Source organism: Neobacillus endophyticus (genome assembly GCF_013248975.1).
GTDB lineage: Bacteria > Bacillota > Bacilli > Bacillales > Cytobacillaceae > Neobacillus > Neobacillus endophyticus.
In genome coordinates this window covers 771,384-789,522 of record NZ_JABRWH010000001.1, presented here as the reverse complement: position 1 = coordinate 789,522, position 18,139 = coordinate 771,384, and the positions used below count along the sequence as shown (strand labels likewise).

Here is an 18,139-nt window from a genome sequence, read left to right as displayed (position 1 = left end):
GATACATACTTTAATCCATGCTAATCCATCGGTACTTTATCATCCCCTATATACGTAGCTTTCCATTTGAAAATTTTGGTATAAACGAGTTATACTAATCGTAACAAAAGGCTCGGTGCGGGAACACCAAGTCTTTCGGCAACTACCTACAAAGGTGGTTGGTTCCATAACTATTTTTTGCGTTTAGCATTAGAACCACTTCGCTTCGTTCGGCTTGGGTGGTTCTTTTGCTTTTCCAGGAACTTTAGGATTATGTATGGGGTTATTCCCTTTACAATACATCGGTATGTCGCAAAATGCTTCTATATTATCGGAAAATCTAAACCTTCCGTAGCCAAATCATATGTATTCTCAGTCAAATGAATTTTTACCTAAAACGAGTGAAAATCGGAGATTGTCTCCTGTTTTCCTCGTTTTTTTGTGTCCAAAAGCATGGGAAAAAGCAGGGAAACATACTGTTGGTACGTCAGAAAAAAGTTAAACAAACGAATGATACAATCTCGATAATCCTTGTCAAATCGAGGGTTTCAAGAAAGAAGGTATGAGAAAAAGAGCGGAAAAAGGCAGGAGAAAAACAAAAAAAGGAAGAGGAAAGGAGGGATTACATAATGGCAAAACTTACTAATTCAACAATACCCGTTGAAACATCACACCATATAGAACCTCAATATATTAACCCACATAAATTATTTCAAAAATTGTTTTTTCCTTATATTCAGTATATCGCCATCTAATTTTCTTTCCTAATTTCTGGTTCTCTCTCATTCCTGTTCGCATCCGTTATATTTTCAGCTCTTGTCTTCTATAATATAAGGTTCAGAAAAACAAGGGTTTCAATTTTGAAAATCTATCAAAACAGGGAGTTCTAATTCGATTACGAGTTAGACAGATTGAACAGGAGGAATTATATGAATAGAAACATTGCTAATGTCGAGGGGAACAGGGAGATTTCAAGAACTTTTTCACAGAATCTCAAAAACTATCGTTTACTGAAAAACCTTACTTTAAAGCAATTAGGTGAAATAGCAAAAGTAGATGCAGGATACATTCATAAGCTCGAAAAAGGCATTAAACGTGCTCCCAGCTATCCAATTATACGAAATCTTTCGAGGGCGCTTAATGTGAATATAACGGATTTAATTGATATAGACCCTATTGAGGAAGACCTTCCGAGGAAGAGTATTCAGGAAGTGCTGGTTTATAACGAATATTTGATTAAAGGTAAATTGCCTACAATGGAAGCAAGAGAGAATCTTTTAGCGCTTATACAGACATTGCTGGATAGTGAGTGGAAAGAACACAGTAAACATATGGACTCGGTCAGAATTTTAAACAAAGTGGACATTTTTCTTAAGGCATTAAATAAAAACATTAACTAAGGTTGGAAAAGAGAACTGTGTACTTTTTGCTGGTTCTCTTTTTCTATTTTCAAAAAGGTAAAACGAGGGGATTTTATGTCGAAAAATGGAAGTATCAAAGAGGATATCTTTTCAGTATGGTTGAAACTCAATTTATCTGTTATGCGAGAGGAGTTAAATCTAAATCTGCCTGAAGTTGTGCTGGAAAAAAGTTTTGATATTACGAGTAAAGAGGACAATCAAAAGAAAAGGAATCTAATGTTGGATATGTATGGATTTGAGCAGGAGTCACATGTTGAAGTCATCATTGAAAATGTGCTAACAAAATCAAACGATGACCATCAAAGACGATTACTGAAAATCATTGAAAGGATAGAGACAGGCATAATTGTTTATCAGGCATTAGGTTTTAGAAGAAAAGATGTACAGCAGTTGAGAAATGCAGTAGAAGGCAAAGATATAAATATATACTTTGTGCAAATTGACAAGGAATTGATTCCGCTAATTAACAAGCTCAATACGGAAACACATAAATTGAAAATATATGAGAAACTGAATATCCTTAATACCGTTTCAAATCCTATAACACTTCTAAAGGATATAAGTGTAATAAGTCCAATTAAGGGTAATTTGGTAATAAGAAGGGATAATAATGTAGAAAGAAATCTCTCTAATCCTCTTGATGCAAATAATTATTTGTTAGACCAATTGGAAGCTCATATACCTTATTTTTTCCCATTCCAAAGAAGAAAAAGCAACCTCGATAACAAGTATATTTCATTTGGATTCGGAAAAAGCGGTGTGTCCTTATTTCTTTCATTAGAGGATATGCGTCATAGAGCATTCGTTAAATTAACATTTAGAGAGTTTAGTCCGCCAATCTATTACAAAATTAAGGAAAGAGAAGAAAAGGCAAGAGAATTAATTGGGGAGGAGCTTGAATTTCTGGATAGTAAGCACACGATAGCTTACCGCTTTCGACCATATGAAGATGTAAAGGATACGGTTGAACGCTTGGTAAAGATTGCGGAGAGATTCATATTAACGTTCAGCAACGATGTTCTTTATTATGGGGAGGAAGAGAAACAGGATATGTGGGAAGCAGAATTTGAATACAGTCTGTAAATAAGCAAGAGAAAAGGCATTGTGTTTATCCTAAGTAGTTCAGCTTTTGCGGAGAAACAGTCAAAATAGCATAGTAAATAAAAGACCAAATCGAAAAATGATTTGGTCTTTTTACCTTTATTGGAAGGGGAGAAACTTGGAAAGAACGTATTCCAACTTTTACGAAACTTACAAATCAGGCAAAGAACGTACGCCTGCACAACGATTGGCCTCTGCAGATAAAGTTTTGATTTAATGATATAATCTATCTTAAGTGAAATAGAAATATTTACCAGGTTTCCGAAATTTTATGGTATAATTTTGAAGATTGTCGAGGGGGGATTATTATTGTTCTCGTTCAAAGTAGACGAAGAAATATCTATCGAGTTATTGCAACAACACCATAAAGAAGAGTTATACGAATTAATTGAAACAAATCGTGAGTACCTTAGAAAGTGGTTATTGTGGGTTGATAAAAGAAAATCGGCGAAAGATTTTGAACCTATCATTCCGATATGGTTAAGAAATTTCGCAGACAACAACGGTTTTGATGCAGGAATTAGATATAATGGAAAGTTAGTTGGTATGATTGGACTTCATTATATAGAGTGGAAAAATAGTTCAACAAGTATTGGCTATTTTCTATCTGAAAAAGTTCAAGGTCAAGGTATTATAACAAGGTCTGTGTCATCATTGTTGAACTATCTTTTTGACACATTGAACATCAATAGAGTAGAAATTCAATGTGCCTTGAATAATCATAAGAGTATAGCTATTCCTGAAAGACTGGGATTTTTTAAAGAAGGTATCAAAAGAGATGGACAATGGCTATATGACCATTATGAAGACTTGGTTACTTATAGCTTATTATCAAAGGATTGGAACAATAATTAAAAAAACTCTTTAATTGGCTAACGGGTTTGGTTCAGAGGGAGAAAACATTAAATGGTAATACGATTGGAGGTGTAAATCTTTACGATTTAGCATCTCCTTTTTTATTGAAATATCAACGTTTGTTTTATTTCAGCATTGGAAATAGAATACGCATTCGCACAAGATTGGAACGAAGAACCTAAATTTATGTGCTATTGCTAATTTGAGTGTTAAATGTATTTCTATTTGTGCTCAATTTGTAAGATATAATTTATTTAAATAAATTTAGTGTTTAGAAGGAAGCATATACATAACAAGATTAAGGGGTTTTAAAGTATGAAAAAAATTATCCTTTGCGTAATTATTGTTGTAACTGCCATTCCTTCTATGACCTTCGGAAAGACACAAACTGGAATTACCTCTCCTTGTACTGAAATACTTAATCCTGCAAAAGGTGTCACTGGAAACGCCCGAGGGGTAGCACTGATTTATAATTATAAAATAAATTTTCGTGGTAATCGGACAAGTCTTAGTGTCCACGCCTTACATTTGTCTAAACCGTCTTCCTTTGGGAAGTATGATGGTTATGAAGTATTAGCTTATATCCCGAAAGAGATAAGTTGGGTTTTCAAACTTAGCCCAAATACAGAACACGAAGAAACGATTTGGGTAGGTAAAGAAGACGAAATATCGCCTGGATACAGACCGACTCATATTAAAGTTCGTGCATATAATACCACTACAAACAAATCTGGTCCAGTTGTACTCGAAAAGAGAATAACCTGTACGTAAAAGAAGCGTTGCATTGGCAACGCCTTTTTATTATTCATATTTAATGTTAAATGGCTTGTTATTTCTATTGCTCATTTAACTGTGAAAAAATTCCCAGTTCAATTGTAAATTGGTATGTTTTTTTATGTTATCTTTAAAACTCTTCAATTTGTTTTTTCAGTTTTTCTCCACATTAACTGAACTACTTAGCTTTATCCAGTGCCTATATAAAATGGTTAGTATTCAATTAAGGCATAAATACATTATTTCTATGGTCTTGTCTCCTAACTTACTCGGTTAGTTCAACCATCATCCCAGTTTTGAAGCAATGAATTTATAACCAGCCTTTTACATATGTTAGTAAACCTATAAAAGCACCAAAAGAAACGCCAAGAAAGCCATAAATAACTAAAGGTAATTCAATTTTATCTTGTTTATCCTGAATTCTATCCATACATAACACCCTTCTTATATCCAGTTTTATGCCATTCCATTTGCATAATAAACTGCATTTTACTTTAATACGGTTTATAGAGATAAATGTTTCGGTTTCGAATGAAACATTTTTTTAGAGTCTATGAAAGGAAAATGGAAATTAACACACATAGAGAGCCGAAAGAAAGTGGCGGAAAAGACCAAAAAAGCAGGATGTCAAACCTCAAAATTGAAGTAGTTATAGCTCAAGACCATAATGGTAATGTGGTGGGAAAATTCGGATAACTATCTTTACTGATTGGAAAAATAGGTTGAACAAATTCTTGTTTAAGGATGCTAAAAATCTAACCACAACTTAGTTGAAATGTTAAGGTCTTCCTAATTTTTATTAGGAATTTTTATGTTTTTCAAGTATATCTATGATTTTATCAAGTTTCTTTTCAATCTCAACTATATGATTACTTTTTATAGAAGACTTGTTGAGTAAACTTCGTATAAAAAGCGTGAAAGAAACTACGAATAAGACTATCAGAGCAATAACTATACCCCAAAAGACTATCGAAGCTACGATTAAACCATTCATTTCTCAACGCTCACTTTCCGATTTTTGTAATTAAAATATTTTCTTGTTAGACTATAAATCTGCATATCTTAAAACAACAAACTTTTACGAAAACAGACGTTCCCAGTAACAATCTATTAAAAAGTTACACCAGAGTTTTTTATCTTTTGATTAACTAATTGTTTGATTTTTACCCATAGATAATAACAGCCAACGCCAACAACAGCCCCAAATGTATTTAAAATGACATCATCAATATCCGAACTTCTTCCCATACCTATCTCAAACATCGAGCTTAAAATGCTTTGTAAGAACTGTACAAGTTCAATTCCAACTGTACATAAGAAGGAAAACCAAATAGCTTGTTTATTATTCTTTGACCATTTGAAATAAAGCAGAGCAAATGCAAATGGGGTAAGCATAAAAGCATTTCCAACGATTTGGAATAATGGAGAAGGATTATTATGTAGTACATCAAGAATCCCTTTGATGGGTATTAAATTCACAGAGAAGTGGATAGTGCTTCTTAAGTTATTTAAAGTGAAATGTACATAATCAAATATAAATAAAAATTCAACCGTATTATGGTATAGTATGCAAAAATACACTGAAAAACATATACCAATAATCCAATCAAATACATTTTGTAACCTTGTACGTTTTAATAGGAAAATCATACAACCTGTGATAATAGCAATATTCAGCAAAACTTGCAAAATGATAAGTAAGAATTGATGCACATTACTAAAATAAATTAAAAGACTTTGTCCGTAAAAGATAAGAGGAACCCCTAATAATATGTATTTCTTCATGTTCTATCTCCTTAAGGATATATAAAATAATAACAATTATTCCATATATTAGTACAACTTACAATAGTTGAAATGACCTCCACCTTTGAATTAATAACGTCAAAAAAGGCGTTAATCTTTCTTCGATTAACGCCCCCTTAAGTTGAGAGTAATATTTATAAATGGGATAAATGTTTGTATTCCACAATCTCTATGTTTAATCCACGATTACATTTCAGTTCATTATTTTTTTCGCTATCACAGGATAGGGAAATTCTTAACTTAACCAAATCTTCTTTGTCATTGAAAGGGATATATACTCTTACCGCAACATCATAAGAATGATTATGGTTATAGGTTATACCGACAATCCGTTGCCATACCCAGGTAGAAGCATCGTACCCATACTCTTTTATCAGCCTTTTATCGATAATTGGAGATAGAATTTCCCTAACAATATCCTCGGTGCTAAAATACTGTTCTTTAATATTTGAAACAGATTCTGCATTAACAGTTTTTAAAGGAGTAAAAGCAAATAATAAAAACCCCAATAAGATTAGATATTGTTTAATCATTAAAATTCAATTCACCTCATATATACATTATTCTTTATTATTCAACAACTTGTTATTATTTATTAAGGCTCTGTTAAATTTTAATGTTGTTATTTATAATAAAAATAAAGGTATAATATGGAATTTTTACCCCTATTATCCATAAAGAAATTGATAAAATTTAAAGGAGGGAGATTTTCTTATGCCAAATAGATTGGCAATAGTGCTTCTTATTACAGTAATTGTTAGTTCTGTATTATTGGGTTGTACTGAATCACAAAGTAAAGAAGAAAACATAAATCCAATTGTAAAAATAAATCAAATTGTAAATATTGAGAATAGTGAAGTTACTAAAATAGTTTTTTTTGATGGAAGAGGGGGAAGAAACAAGCCGTTTGCTCTCACTGATAAACAAAAAATAGAAGGATTTATGAAGATGATAGATAATTACAAGATTCAAAAAGAAATTAAACACAAAGATTTTACTGGTTGGATTCATAAAGCAAATTTTTATATGGGAAATAAAAAACTAATGGGCATTACTTTTACCAAACCTTTAGAAATAGACGGGAAATATTACGACATTATAAAAGGAAAATTAAGCACAGAAGAAATTGATAACTTTATAAAATCTGCTAATCCTGATTGGAAATTGCAATAGTTTTATTGCGTAAAGGATTATATCTTGAATTTAGACAGTCGCAAACTATCATATGTGTCAGTCATTTCAAATATAAATGATGTTAATAGAAATTCCTTAATATGCTGTTTAGTGCTTTCGTTACTGCGATTATCGACAAATAAGAACCAAGCAAGGTAATTGTCCAGATACTTTGAAGCCACACCTTTAAAACGGTTTATCCATTGTTTTAGACGGGAATGGAGACCATTGACATTTTGGATGTGATACAAGCCCTTGATAACGTGTTTGTCACCGTCTGATTTAATACGGTAATGCTCTAAACCTTTTTCTTTTGCATAAGTTTTGTAAGCCCTCCAAGTATCGGTTACAATCACGTTTTCTGTGGACAATTTAGAACCAATCAAAGCATCAACTTTCGGCTTTACAATACGCCCCATACAGGCAACTTTGGAAACAGTTGCTTTTGTTCGGTCTCTGGCAACGAGAACACAAACCTGTTCGTGACTAATTCCTCTATGCTTGGATTTACCGCCACGTTTACAAGGTTTACGGTCAGCAATGCCACGTTGTCCCTTTTGAGAGTATAGGAAATAGGTCTCGTCCATTTCAACAATACCCAATTGTTTTATGGCATTTAACAGTTTGTGTCTCCAATAAAAAAGCGTAACCCAAGTAACCTCTACGATTTCAGCCGATTTTCGCAGGGAATATCCTTTGAACATACAATCAACGAATGTAATCCATTCGTTGCCTTTTCGAGTACGGTACAAGACGGTGTTGGTTGTGTCAGCGAAGGTCTTATTACAACATTTACAGCGATAGCGTAGCCGACCATTATATTTTCCGAACCGAACAACGTGTTCCGATGAACAATGAGGACACTCAAATCCTTCCCTGAAGCGAGTTTCTCTTAATTCATTGATTAAACGACCACCAGCGGAGGAAGAAGGGTCAACATAGCGTTTAACCCATTGGTAAATTGTCGATGTACTTTAACAAGTTGCTAAACGCTTTACTCACCTTGACAGCCCCCCCGAATACTTGTTCTTATGTTTGATTATAACAATAATTTGGAGAGGTATCAAATATCAACAATTACCTTTAACAGAGCCTTTATTAAAGTAAACTTCTTCGTTCCTTCAATAAGAAAAAAGCATCCCTTTTTTGGAGGAATGCAACCGTTAATTGAAGAAAAAGGATAATGTATTGTAAATCAATAAAATAATTATGGCAATCAATAAAATATAGTCTTTAAAAGTTTTCTTTTTATTTTTCTTTTTATAATAATAAAAGATTTTTCCAATTATAAATATAAAAAGTGCCATTAAAACAATCTGGATTACAATTACTATTATTATTTTATGTGTAACAGTGTTCTGTAGGATAAAAAAAAGAAGTATAAATAAAAAACTTAACCCCATCTTAGCCCCAACGAACTTATCAGAGTTAAAAATTATTTCTGTAATATTATCTTTGCTTGCCAAGATATTCTCCCCTCACTCGCTATACAAATTTTACCTTTTTGGAAATTGTATCATTTTTTAATAAATACGGGGTTTTTTAGAAATGTTACTTCAATCAATCAACCACGTTAGCTCAACAAGAAAAGAACCACCTGTTTTACAAATGGAATTTCAACAAAAGCACTTGTTAGTTGAAGGATAATTCTTCATAAAGTAACTTTCCTTTTTGATAAATTATGTCTCTTTCATTATTTCAATAATATGAGAATCCAGCTTTTTTCTTATAAGTTTAATAAAACTTTTTCCCACTCCCCAATCAATATCTAATATTCCATCTCCATTGCCCGCTGATATACACTTTACAAGTGTCACTCCTCCAAAATTATCAACGGTTACAGTTAACGAAGCTGTATTTCCTGTACGCAAGAAAAATTTCTCAAATACTAAAATTGAAATTTCTTTTTCATTAACGCCTGTAACTTTGTAATCATCAAATATTAACGCAGATTTTACCTCTTTGTCCTCAAGAATCAGTTGAACTGCTTGAAAAGGCTTTATGTCAATAGTGAATTCAAAATATTGTCTCAATTAATTTCTCCTCCAATAAAACAATACTGCCAAAACAGTCACTTTTTGTTAAACTCAAGCATCCGTTACTTAAAAAGGGAACGTCAGTATTATCTTTCTTTATTTCTTAAACACTTTAACAAATCTGAATAATAGGAATCCCAAGCCAACCATTATAGCGAATATTAATAACGGAACTAAGATATTCAAAACTTCCCCTCCTATGATTACGTATTTCTAAGTATTATTTTACCATAAAATACCATCTAATTGTGATGCTAACTGTGCTATTCTGCCACTTTAGTTCAACAACGAAAAAGGACAGCCGAAGCTATCCATTGTTAAACATAAGCCCTTGTTAGTTGAAGAGGAGTGATAAAGTCACTGGTACACCTATTAGAATGCTTGATATTAAAATAATCCATAAAATAATATTCAATGGATTGTTCAATCCCATTACTTCTTGCCATTTTGCTTTATAAGCATGGTCATTTACTTGGTATCTTTTTAATTGAAAATAAAGATAAATATTAAGCATAAGGGAAATTATCAACCAAATCATTATAAATATATTCATTGTATTAATCCCCCATTTTTATCGTATTACCATCCTTTATATATATATGTTTGCTATAGAAATAAAGTTTCAATTCTTATGAATTTTTTAAAAGTAACCTGCCCAGTTTGCGGAACGAGAAAAGCGAGTGCTCTTATTAAACAATCGCACCCAATTAAACAAAGCCTTCTTCTTAAATCCACTCTTTTCCATATTCACGAATGAATTGAATATCGTTTTGATAATGTTCAAGGTGTCCTTCATTTATCATTTTTTGGAAAGCAATATCGCCTTCTTTGGCTTTTCTTTTAATTGTTTTACATAATCCTTCTAATCGTAGTAATACCATCTCTAAATAATCTTTTGCTATTCCTCCACCGTAAGATTCAAAAAATAATTTAATTCTTTGTTTTATACGGTCAGCATGCTGTAGTGAATTATAATAAACTGCCTCACCTGTTTCAGTATGATAAACCCTACTTAGAGGGACACAGGTGTAAAGAGTATATGCAATGTCCCAAAGTCTTGGGCCAGGACCAGCAACATCAAAATCTATAATACCTACCGCTCGCTTATGATTAAAAATAATGTTATATATTGCAAAATCATTATGGCATAGTACCTCAAAAGGTTGGGGGGTGTTATCTATTGATTGCCAACTTTCTTCAATTGAATAATCACTCACAGATTCATGATAAAGACGGAGCATCATTGCTATTTGTTTTAAAATATCATCAGACCACATGTATTCTTTTAAAGGATAATTACCAGCTTCTCCTTCAATAAATGATAATACCTCTCTACCTTTTTCATCTATACCCAAAAACTTTGGTGCATAACTGAAACCTTTGTTTTCCAAATGGTTCAATAGGTTGTGAGTTTTGGAACTGTCTGGCTTTAGTTCTCTTCGAATAGTATCTCCTGAACGATATACGTTTGAGACGTTCCCTCCTGTTAGCAATTCTTCGTTTTCGTAGTTTGACACTTGAAAATTTCCCCTCCATTATTTGGAAAATTAGACATTCTTTAAAGAAATCAATTCTACTTTGTTACTTTAAGAGCATTTCTTCAAAATTCTTCAAACTCAAAAAAATTGCTTTGTTGAACTTCATTTATTCTGGCTGTTATCAGAAAATAATTTGAAAAGAAATAAAACTACGACTGCTAATCGATAGCGTTTTTCAAATGTCAAAGAATCGAAATCTCGCATAAATTCATCTACATCTTTCTCTTCTATTTTTGCATATAAAGCCAGTGTCTTCGATGAAATTTGAAAGTTTTCATTTAAAATTTCAATGATTGCTTTGACTCTTTCATCTGCTGTCACGAGTGCCATTCCGTCTGATAATAAGGCAATTATTGACCCAATATGCCCTGTCATTTCGTGAGGTAAATGAGCTAAATCAGTTTTATGATTTGAAAAATTCAGAACTGTTTTTTCATCAAGGCCACTAATTAAACCAAAAGTGTAGGGGGTTATTTTATAATCCTCAAGAATGACTTTTAAACTATCTCTTAGGTCACCACTTTTTATATCCATTAATTAAATCCTCCTGTAAATATATGTTTATTTGTCAGTAGTTCAATACCAATTGTTTAAATTCCTTCTTAAAGTAACCTGCATCTGTTACTTCAATAAGAAAAAAGCATTCCTTTTTGAAGGAATGCGCTCGTTAGCTTAACAAGAAATGTGTGAAATTAATGATACCGAAACCAAACAAACCATCCTTTTTCCTTACTTTTTGCTAAAAATATTTGACTCTGGGCTAAGTTAGCTCCAGGTGCTTTTGGAAAATCTAAGCGTACAAGCCATGACTTTTCAGCAATTTCCTTGCCACAAAAGGTCTTTGCCATTCCAAAATAGTCTTTTTCTTCTTTATTACTAACTGTTTTAGGAAAAGGCTTGGCGGTCACTAAATTCCATTTTGTGTATATGTCAGGAAAATCATCTATTCCAGTTCCATAAGTTTTTGGTATTAAAGTATTTAATGCTTCAATAACCTCTTTTCTATCCTTGATAGATGTTTGCTCTAATTCACTTAACACAGGACATTCTTTAGGTTGTGCGTGGACTTCAAATGACTCCAAATTAAAAAAGAGTATGATAAAGAAAAACAAACTCAAAGTTTTCAAAATAAATTCACCTCTTTTCTAATTTCCCCCGAATAGAAAAGAGATATCAATTTTTCTTGAATTAACGGAGTTAGTTTTCAAAAAATATCCTCCAATTCACATAAAATTATTAAAAACTGCAAAGGTTAAAGAAAATAAAAATGAGGGATATTGATTGAAAAAACTGTTTATTTGTTTATTAAGTACAGTAACTATCGTTTATAATAATTTATTTCTAAATAATTTTACCAATACAACTTATGCACAACAAAAACCTATTCCCTCATATGCTAAATGGGGTCAAATCGCTATGCAAAAGACAATGGAACAGTATCCTCAAGCGAAAATTATTGATTACCTCCATATTGGAAGGAGCAAAGGGGATAATACATCAGTAGAAAAATTCAAATTATGGTTAAAGGAAAAAAACAAAGAATTCGGTGTATTTGTCAATATAATATTTGATAATAAAACAGAACAAATAATAGACGTTAAATTTAGAGAAACCACATAGAAAACAAACGAAATTTTGTTCCCTTATCTGCACCGTTTGTTGAATAAGAAATAGGATTGCCGAAGCAACCCCAATGAGTAACTCAATCACTATTTATTCAATAAGAATTCAGTTGCTATTGTCCCCCACCAGTATATCTGTTATCTCCCATCATATAGTTTGAACAGTCCCCAGGCTTAGCGTTAGGATTGGTTGGAATATGGAGGTTATTATTGTTCTTCTTACGCCTTAAGTCGATTGTTAAAGCAAATCCAATGATGCTGAGAATCAAAATAACAAAAAAACAAATTACATACAAATAAAACACTCCTCCCACTTACATTTTATTCCACCAAATGTTTTATAACCATTTATTTTAATTCTTCATTAAAGTAACCCGTTTGTTGAATAATATATGAGATTGCTGAAGCAAGCCCAATGTTCAACTCAAGTACCAGTTTCTACAATAAGAATTTTTTGAATCTATAAATAATACATGCTTTTAGCCTATTATGAGAAAAATAATCACGACAAAAAACATTGAGGTGTTCCATGAGAAAAATTGTTGTGTTGGCTTTCACGACTTTTTTGGTCTTCGCTACAAGTAATTTAGCAAATGCTGAGGTTACAGAATCAGGAAGGATAAAAAAGGAAGTGTATGCTACTTCAGAGGACGTACTAATGGAAATGCTGAAACCTGAACTAAATAAGATAATTTCTGATAAATACGGTCATGAAAAGATTTGGCAAATTAGTAAAGTAGCAAAGGTTGCGTTAATTGCTGACCATACCAAAAAGCCTTCTGAAAATTGGTATGAAATGAATATATTTGTTAGAGTCTATGATGATAAAAACGATAAGGAATTATTAGATGATATTGATATTAGAATTGATATCCCTAACATGTTTACAAAGGATAGATATAAAGTAAAAAATCCAGATATGAAAGTTACCTTAATCAAATATGAACAATGGCAAGGGCAGGAGATGATAAAATGAGCCACCTTTAGGTGGTTTTTTTATTTTCCTTATTACTTCGTTTGTCGAATAGGAAGGGCCGCCAAAGCCATCTCCATTTTTAACATAAGCAAACATTTTAAGTATATAATTTCACAAATTTCAATGGACCTATAACCTATCTTTTTGTTGAAACAGTGTAAAGTTTCCTATTATGTTTTGTTATATGTGCTTTTCTTTTTATAAGAAGCGATAGTTACACCAATTAACCCTCCAACTGCGGGGAGAAAATTGTCCCACTCTAACCACTTAAAATTACCTTTAAATAAACAGATAATAATAAAGGTAACTATTGCAATTACACAATACCAAATTATATTTTTCCAACTCATACAGAACCCACCTAAAAGCAAGATTTACTTTAAATTATTCCACACACATCTTTTACTTTCCTTCTTACATTAAAATTCCAGTTACTTGCACATCAAATTGCTATCCTTTCCAAATTTTTGAATAGCCCTATTTTAGTGCTTAAAGTCTTTTATTTTAAAATAAAAATGGTAAAATTATCAAAAAGGGGGAAGAGAATGTCTGAAAAAAATCAAACAAACAATAGTTCAGTAGTTTCTTTAACAGTCGGGATTTTATCATTATTTATTCCTTTTATTGGTATTATCTTAGGTATTATTGGAATAGTATTTTCAAGAAAATCAGTAAAACAGATTAATCAAACAAATGAAAATGGTAGAGGATTAGCAACCGCAGGGTTAATATGTAGTATTGTTGGAATTATTATGCAAATTCTACTGGTTCTTGGTTATGTTGCCCTTGTCCCAGTATCCAGTTATATAACTAACTAAAGTAGGATTAAAAAATAAATAGCTAAAAAAGCACAATGAGTGCTTTTTTTTATGTGTTTACTTAAAACACCCATATATTACCAAACTATTTGAGGATTAGTGGATATTTTTATGAAATCTTATTGAACTTTCCTGCTTAGTTTGTCGAATAAGGTCAATTCAAAATAAGTGTGTATTGTAGCTGTTCTAAAGGGGAGATTAATAAGAAATTATATTGTTTGGGGGAAATAATAATGAAAAACATTCCGCTATTTATGATTACCACTATAACATTTCTAATGGTTAGTTCCTTCTCAGTTTATGCTGAAACGACTAAAAACCTCCCAATAACAAAAACTTCTGACCATTGGAAAGTAACACTTGGGAAACCTGATACAGATAGTTTAAAACCTCAAAAAGATGTTTTTAATGTGTATAGCTTAGATATTAAAAACATCGGAGAAAAGGTTTTTGACCCAGTTTTTGAGGTGTATAGAGATGAACCAAATTCTCATACATTGTATTGGCTAACTTCCAATATATATAGAGATTACAGTAAAAAGACAGCATCCAGTGGAAATATGGCTTCCAGCGAAAATATGGGAAGCACTTTAGCCTCGTTTCACCATAAAAACTTACCTGTCTATTCTAAGGCAAAAATTATAGAAGTTGTTATTACTTGGAAAGAAAAACCATATGAACAAAAGAAGAATGGAAAGAAGTTTGAAGCACGCAAGTTTAAACAAACCTTTATATTTAAACAAGATTAATTATTGAAGCCTCCCAGTTTAATGAGAGGCTTTTGCTATAAAAAACTTCTGAAAACAATCTTTTGTTGAGAAGCTAAAGCGCACCGTTCGTAAGAACATTTATTCATATGTACAAAACAAAACGGCGATTCTTTTTAAAGTATCATACAAAAAATAAATTCTTATTTACAAGAAAAAATCTCATAACAAATGCATTTTAGAGGGATTTTAATTCACAAGGAGGATGGGATAAATGAAAAAGGTTTCCTTATTGATAGTAGTTATGTTTTCTTTAATATTTAATACTGCCAATGCTAAAGCAACATTGACGGAAAAGGAACAAAAGTTCATAAATATCATAACAAAAGACTTCATAAATTCTCATAGCCTAAACTTGAAAGGGTTTGACTTTTATGATACCAGAGCATTCGCATCAAATGATGGGAATTTAACCAATGGAGGTAAATCTTTAACAAATATTTTGAGGGATATAGCGAAAGAACAGAATCTTATGGATTGCAGTCCGCTATTTTACATTGATAAATCGAATAATAAAGGATATGTGTTAGAGAAGCGATTAAGTGGAATGAACAATCTTTTAATCTTATCTTATGATAAAACAAGCCAAGTTTGGAAAGTAACGAGTAAAGTAGAAAAAATGGGTAAAGATTTGGTCGAATTAGGTCTTGTAAAAGGGGCAAATTAATAAAAAGTGGAAGTCAAAATACTCTGACTTCCTAATTTTTTGCTCATTTTATTCCAATAAGAAAGGGAGTTTTAAACTCCCCCTCCATTATCGTTTCAAGGTTTCATTATAGACTGTTTCTGTTGAAATCATTGTTTCTCCTGTATCCGAATAAGACATTTTTAGTACATCTCCTTCTTTAATAAAAGAAGCATAAACGGCTTGTTGCGGATTAATATTGAATACCTTGTCGCTATTTTCCAACAGGACCTGTATGACATTTTCACCATTCATGGTGGTCGTGCTGACTCGAAGAACTTTACCAGTGATTTCTTTTAAGTCAGATTTATCTGTTGGAATGGCATTGTTTTGGTTGTTTGCTGTTGCCAATAATAGTTTATAGCCATCCAACGCTTCCTGTTTTGTATCCCCATAGGCAACAATTTGTGGGTTTTGAGCGTTTACCATCGCTATTTTTCTCAACAGTCCGTTGGAATCAATTACTGGAATGTACCAAGTTTCAGTTCCATAGATGTTGTAAAGAATCGGATTGGTTCCTGTCCACTGGTCTTTCTTAAAGGTATTATGAACAGCATTTAAACTTGCCTTACCATCAGCAAAACCTTTAGAGCCTGTGTAATAAGTAAACTGACCTGTTCGTCCATCCATCAAGGTATAGCCAACCATTGAAGTGCTACCAGGGTTTGTATGGTCAGTAAACCAATACATGTGTCCATCTGCCCCATAAACTCCTAACACTTCTTCTCCTGAACTCCATTGTGTTACATCACTGATATCTTGTTTGCCGAATAATGTATTCCAAAAACCATGCTTATATTTGGCTTGATATTCGTTATAATTAGATGCCACACTTGATGGAATCACATAGTCCACAAAAGAAGGCATGTTTTTAATAGTATATTTTTGCATTTCTCCTGTTTGTGGATTTACCAAAACAGCTCCGTCAACCACTTCTCCGCTTCGATATTTCGCATAGTGTCCCACAGCTACAACATAATAAGGTGTTCCTTGGTCATTTGGCTCAAAGCCTTCTCCGAACAAAATATCATGTGGGTATTTCTCTCTTATCTTTCGTGCCATAGAATTTCCAAAATAAGCTGAAGGCACATACTTCATATGATAACTGTCCACCAATGTTCCTTCATCATCTTGCCGTTCGGCTGATACTTTGATATATCCTGGTGTAGTTTTTGCTTTTAGGCTTTGAAAGAACCCTTTAAATTCAATAGGAGCTACCCAATATTCTTCTCCATTTATTTTTTGTCTGGTCAAATCCCCTAATTTATAGTAAGAAGAATTCGGAATGCCACCAATTAGTTTTTCAGCTTTATAAAAAGCCGATTCAATTGGGACTGTCGGAATATGTTTAATATCCATAACTTGCATTTTGCTTTGATTGGTTTGAACATGGACTAAATTATATAAATCTTTTTTGATAGTGAGTGGAAAAATGCAAGTCATAAATATCCATGTAAGTGCCAAAAGCACTCCAATACCAAACCATATTGAATTCTTTTCTTCTTTTTTAGTTTCCTTTTTTGTTTCTTTTTCCTTTTTATTCTTCTCCCTAAAGCTGGACCATAAAAAAGCATCTGTGATTAGTATGATGAGATAAATTGGAATAAGTTTTGAAACAAGAGCAGAAATATTGTGGTCAGCTAAAGATAAATACCCAATCCAAAATCCAAAAATTAAGGCAAGACCCGCTTTGCCTAACTGCCAAAAGCCTATCCATTTTTTCTTCTTCCTTTTATTTGCCCATTTCCAAAAGGTTGGTGTAGCAAGCAAAAAGAAAAAAACGAAACAACCTGTCCAAAATAACATATGTTTATTCTCCTTATATTCTCCTATTTGATGTAAAAGAAGGGGTGGCCCCTTATCTTTTTTAAACGCAGATTAGTAGAAAGACTTCCTGGTAGATTGGCAGAACGGCTCCCATGAAATAGTCGCTTCACATTACCGTAATGTTCATCAAAAGCAGGAGCATTTTTCTGTTCTACTGTAAAATTCTGCTTTACTTGAAGGGTTACACTAAGATGATGGCTTTCTAAACTATTTACATAATGCACCAATTTCCTATATTTGTCACTATTTAAGTTAATAATTCCAATATTGGAATTTAGGAACTGATACTGTATGTCAATATTGCCTACATCGTACAATACGCCTCTCATACGAAGGGCATCTTCATAGAATTTGAGAATATCCATTTCTTCACTAATTCGCTCCATTAAACGAATAACAAATATGTTTATGCCTTTTGTATTCTGATTTTATATTCAAATTTATCAGTCCAAATAGCGTTTGTTACATAAAGTTTTTGCAATATGTGCTTAAAAAGTATGAAAAAGGTATGAAAGAATTCATAGCACTTCTTAATTCCACTTTGTAAATTACGCAATTGTTCGGAGCAATTACGTATAAAGTACGAAAATGTTCATACCATTTCAATTTAAAAGAAAGAAATAGTATTTCAGAAAATATCAATTTGGGAATTTGGGGTATTGTTGTTTCAATAAAATTGGGATTCAACAGACTTGACATTCAATGAATCACTGGTTTAGGAATATATCTAATCCAGGAAACTATAATATAAGACCAATTAT

General features: G+C 32.3%; 23 protein-coding genes and 2 pseudogenes. 11 read left to right on the top strand and 14 right to left on the bottom strand.

The features are described from left to right. The first annotated feature begins 908 nt into the window (after window positions 1–908). From HPT25_RS03950 to HPT25_RS28585, 5 genes and pseudogenes are all read left to right on the top strand, one after another. A complete protein-coding gene (locus HPT25_RS03950; protein WP_173060235.1) occupies window positions 909–1,379 on the top strand; it encodes a helix-turn-helix domain-containing protein in 471 nt (156 codons plus the stop codon). Window positions 1,380–1,454: 75 nt separating this feature from the next. After that, window positions 1,455–2,483 (top strand): hypothetical protein, encoded by a 1,029-nt coding sequence (locus tag HPT25_RS03945; protein ID WP_173060232.1) that lies wholly within the window; start codon window positions 1,455–1,457, stop codon window positions 2,481–2,483. A gap of 327 nt (window positions 2,484–2,810) precedes the next feature. Next, window positions 2,811–3,356, top strand: a complete 546-nt coding sequence (locus HPT25_RS03940; protein ID WP_173060229.1) for a GNAT family N-acetyltransferase — start codon at window positions 2,811–2,813, stop codon at window positions 3,354–3,356. Window positions 3,357–3,671: 315 nt separating this feature from the next. Next, window positions 3,672–4,127, top strand: a complete 456-nt coding sequence (locus HPT25_RS03935; RefSeq protein ID WP_173060226.1) for a YoqH family protein — start codon at window positions 3,672–3,674, stop codon at window positions 4,125–4,127. A 544-nt stretch (window positions 4,128–4,671) separates the two neighbouring features. Beyond that, window positions 4,672–4,817: pseudogene (locus HPT25_RS28585) on the top strand (IS1595 family transposase); the annotation flags it as partial. Window positions 4,818–4,929: 112 nt separating this feature from the next. Here HPT25_RS28585 and HPT25_RS03930 read toward each other — a convergent pair. The 3 genes from HPT25_RS03930 to HPT25_RS03920 form a co-directional block, all read right to left on the bottom strand. After that, the gene (locus HPT25_RS03930) at window positions 4,930–5,124 is read right to left on the bottom strand and encodes a DUF4083 family protein (RefSeq protein WP_173060223.1); all 195 of its coding nucleotides are present in this window, start codon (window positions 5,122–5,124) and stop codon (window positions 4,930–4,932) included. Between the two features lie 116 nt (window positions 5,125–5,240). After that, window positions 5,241–5,915: a VanZ family protein gene (locus HPT25_RS03925; protein ID WP_173060219.1), complete on the bottom strand. Its 675-nt coding sequence runs from the start codon at window positions 5,913–5,915 to the stop codon at window positions 5,241–5,243. Between the two features lie 155 nt (window positions 5,916–6,070). Further along, window positions 6,071–6,469 carry a hypothetical protein gene (locus HPT25_RS03920; RefSeq protein WP_173060216.1) on the bottom strand — a complete coding sequence of 133 codons (399 nt, stop codon included), beginning with the start codon at window positions 6,467–6,469 and terminating at the stop codon, window positions 6,071–6,073. A 181-nt stretch (window positions 6,470–6,650) separates the two neighbouring features. On the opposite strand from HPT25_RS03920, the gene HPT25_RS03915 reads away from it, so the two are divergent. Further along, complete coding sequence (locus HPT25_RS03915) at window positions 6,651–7,109, top strand: hypothetical protein (protein ID WP_173060213.1); 459 nt, start codon at window positions 6,651–6,653, stop codon at window positions 7,107–7,109. 17 nt (window positions 7,110–7,126) lie between these two features. Here HPT25_RS03915 and HPT25_RS03910 read toward each other — a convergent pair. From HPT25_RS03910 to HPT25_RS03885, 7 genes and pseudogenes are all read right to left on the bottom strand, one after another. Beyond that, a pseudogene (locus HPT25_RS03910) lies at window positions 7,127–8,111 on the bottom strand (IS1595 family transposase). 161 nt (window positions 8,112–8,272) lie between these two features. Next, window positions 8,273–8,575 carry a hypothetical protein gene (locus HPT25_RS03905; protein WP_173060210.1) on the bottom strand — a complete coding sequence of 101 codons (303 nt, stop codon included), beginning with the start codon at window positions 8,573–8,575 and terminating at the stop codon, window positions 8,273–8,275. Window positions 8,576–8,788: 213 nt separating this feature from the next. Beyond that, on the bottom strand, window positions 8,789–9,142 hold the full coding sequence (locus HPT25_RS03900; protein WP_173060207.1) for a DUF6054 family protein: 354 nt from the start codon (window positions 9,140–9,142) through the stop codon (window positions 8,789–8,791). A 337-nt stretch (window positions 9,143–9,479) separates the two neighbouring features. Beyond that, the gene (locus HPT25_RS28245) at window positions 9,480–9,683 is read right to left on the bottom strand and encodes a hypothetical protein (protein WP_217269616.1); all 204 of its coding nucleotides are present in this window, start codon (window positions 9,681–9,683) and stop codon (window positions 9,480–9,482) included. 187 nt (window positions 9,684–9,870) lie between these two features. Then, the gene (locus HPT25_RS03895; RefSeq protein WP_173060204.1) at window positions 9,871–10,662 is read right to left on the bottom strand and encodes a phosphotransferase; all 792 of its coding nucleotides are present in this window, start codon (window positions 10,660–10,662) and stop codon (window positions 9,871–9,873) included. A gap of 123 nt (window positions 10,663–10,785) precedes the next feature. Then, window positions 10,786–11,217, bottom strand: a complete 432-nt coding sequence (locus HPT25_RS03890; protein ID WP_173060201.1) for an HTH domain-containing protein — start codon at window positions 11,215–11,217, stop codon at window positions 10,786–10,788. Between the two features lie 158 nt (window positions 11,218–11,375). Next, window positions 11,376–11,765 carry a hypothetical protein gene (locus HPT25_RS03885; RefSeq protein ID WP_246277131.1) on the bottom strand — a complete coding sequence of 130 codons (390 nt, stop codon included), beginning with the start codon at window positions 11,763–11,765 and terminating at the stop codon, window positions 11,376–11,378. Between the two features lie 199 nt (window positions 11,766–11,964). On the opposite strand from HPT25_RS03885, the gene HPT25_RS03880 reads away from it, so the two are divergent. After that, complete coding sequence (locus tag HPT25_RS03880) at window positions 11,965–12,303, top strand: YqzG/YhdC family protein (protein ID WP_246277130.1); 339 nt, start codon at window positions 11,965–11,967, stop codon at window positions 12,301–12,303. Between the two features lie 115 nt (window positions 12,304–12,418). On the opposite strand, the gene HPT25_RS28240 is transcribed toward HPT25_RS03880, so the two are convergent. Beyond that, entirely contained in the window at window positions 12,419–12,601 is a 183-nt protein-coding gene (locus HPT25_RS28240) for a hypothetical protein (protein WP_217269615.1), read from the bottom strand. Window positions 12,602–12,834: 233 nt separating this feature from the next. On the opposite strand from HPT25_RS28240, the gene HPT25_RS03875 reads away from it, so the two are divergent. Further along, window positions 12,835–13,281 carry a DUF3888 domain-containing protein gene (locus HPT25_RS03875; RefSeq protein WP_173060198.1) on the top strand — a complete coding sequence of 149 codons (447 nt, stop codon included), beginning with the start codon at window positions 12,835–12,837 and terminating at the stop codon, window positions 13,279–13,281. A 170-nt stretch (window positions 13,282–13,451) separates the two neighbouring features. On the opposite strand, the gene HPT25_RS03870 is transcribed toward HPT25_RS03875, so the two are convergent. Beyond that, window positions 13,452–13,631 carry a hypothetical protein gene (locus HPT25_RS03870; protein ID WP_173060195.1) on the bottom strand — a complete coding sequence of 60 codons (180 nt, stop codon included), beginning with the start codon at window positions 13,629–13,631 and terminating at the stop codon, window positions 13,452–13,454. 195 nt (window positions 13,632–13,826) lie between these two features. On the opposite strand from HPT25_RS03870, the gene HPT25_RS03865 reads away from it, so the two are divergent. From HPT25_RS03865 to HPT25_RS03855, 3 genes are all read left to right on the top strand, one after another. Further along, window positions 13,827–14,099, top strand: a complete 273-nt coding sequence (locus HPT25_RS03865) for a DUF4190 domain-containing protein (protein ID WP_173060192.1) — start codon at window positions 13,827–13,829, stop codon at window positions 14,097–14,099. 233 nt (window positions 14,100–14,332) lie between these two features. Continuing rightward, on the top strand, window positions 14,333–14,848 hold the full coding sequence (locus HPT25_RS03860) for a YozF family protein (protein WP_173060189.1): 516 nt from the start codon (window positions 14,333–14,335) through the stop codon (window positions 14,846–14,848). A gap of 232 nt (window positions 14,849–15,080) precedes the next feature. After that, complete coding sequence (locus HPT25_RS03855; protein WP_173060186.1) at window positions 15,081–15,533, top strand: hypothetical protein; 453 nt, start codon at window positions 15,081–15,083, stop codon at window positions 15,531–15,533. A gap of 87 nt (window positions 15,534–15,620) precedes the next feature. Here HPT25_RS03855 and HPT25_RS03850 read toward each other — a convergent pair whose 3' ends face one another. Both HPT25_RS03850 and HPT25_RS03845 read right to left on the bottom strand, forming a co-directional pair. Continuing rightward, entirely contained in the window at window positions 15,621–17,357 is a 1,737-nt protein-coding gene (locus HPT25_RS03850) for a hypothetical protein (RefSeq protein WP_173060183.1), read from the bottom strand. Between the two features lie 23 nt (window positions 17,358–17,380). Continuing rightward, complete coding sequence (locus tag HPT25_RS03845; protein WP_217269614.1) at window positions 17,381–17,764, bottom strand: poly(ADP-ribose) polymerase family protein; 384 nt, start codon at window positions 17,762–17,764, stop codon at window positions 17,381–17,383. Window positions 17,765–18,139 lie beyond the last annotated feature (375 nt).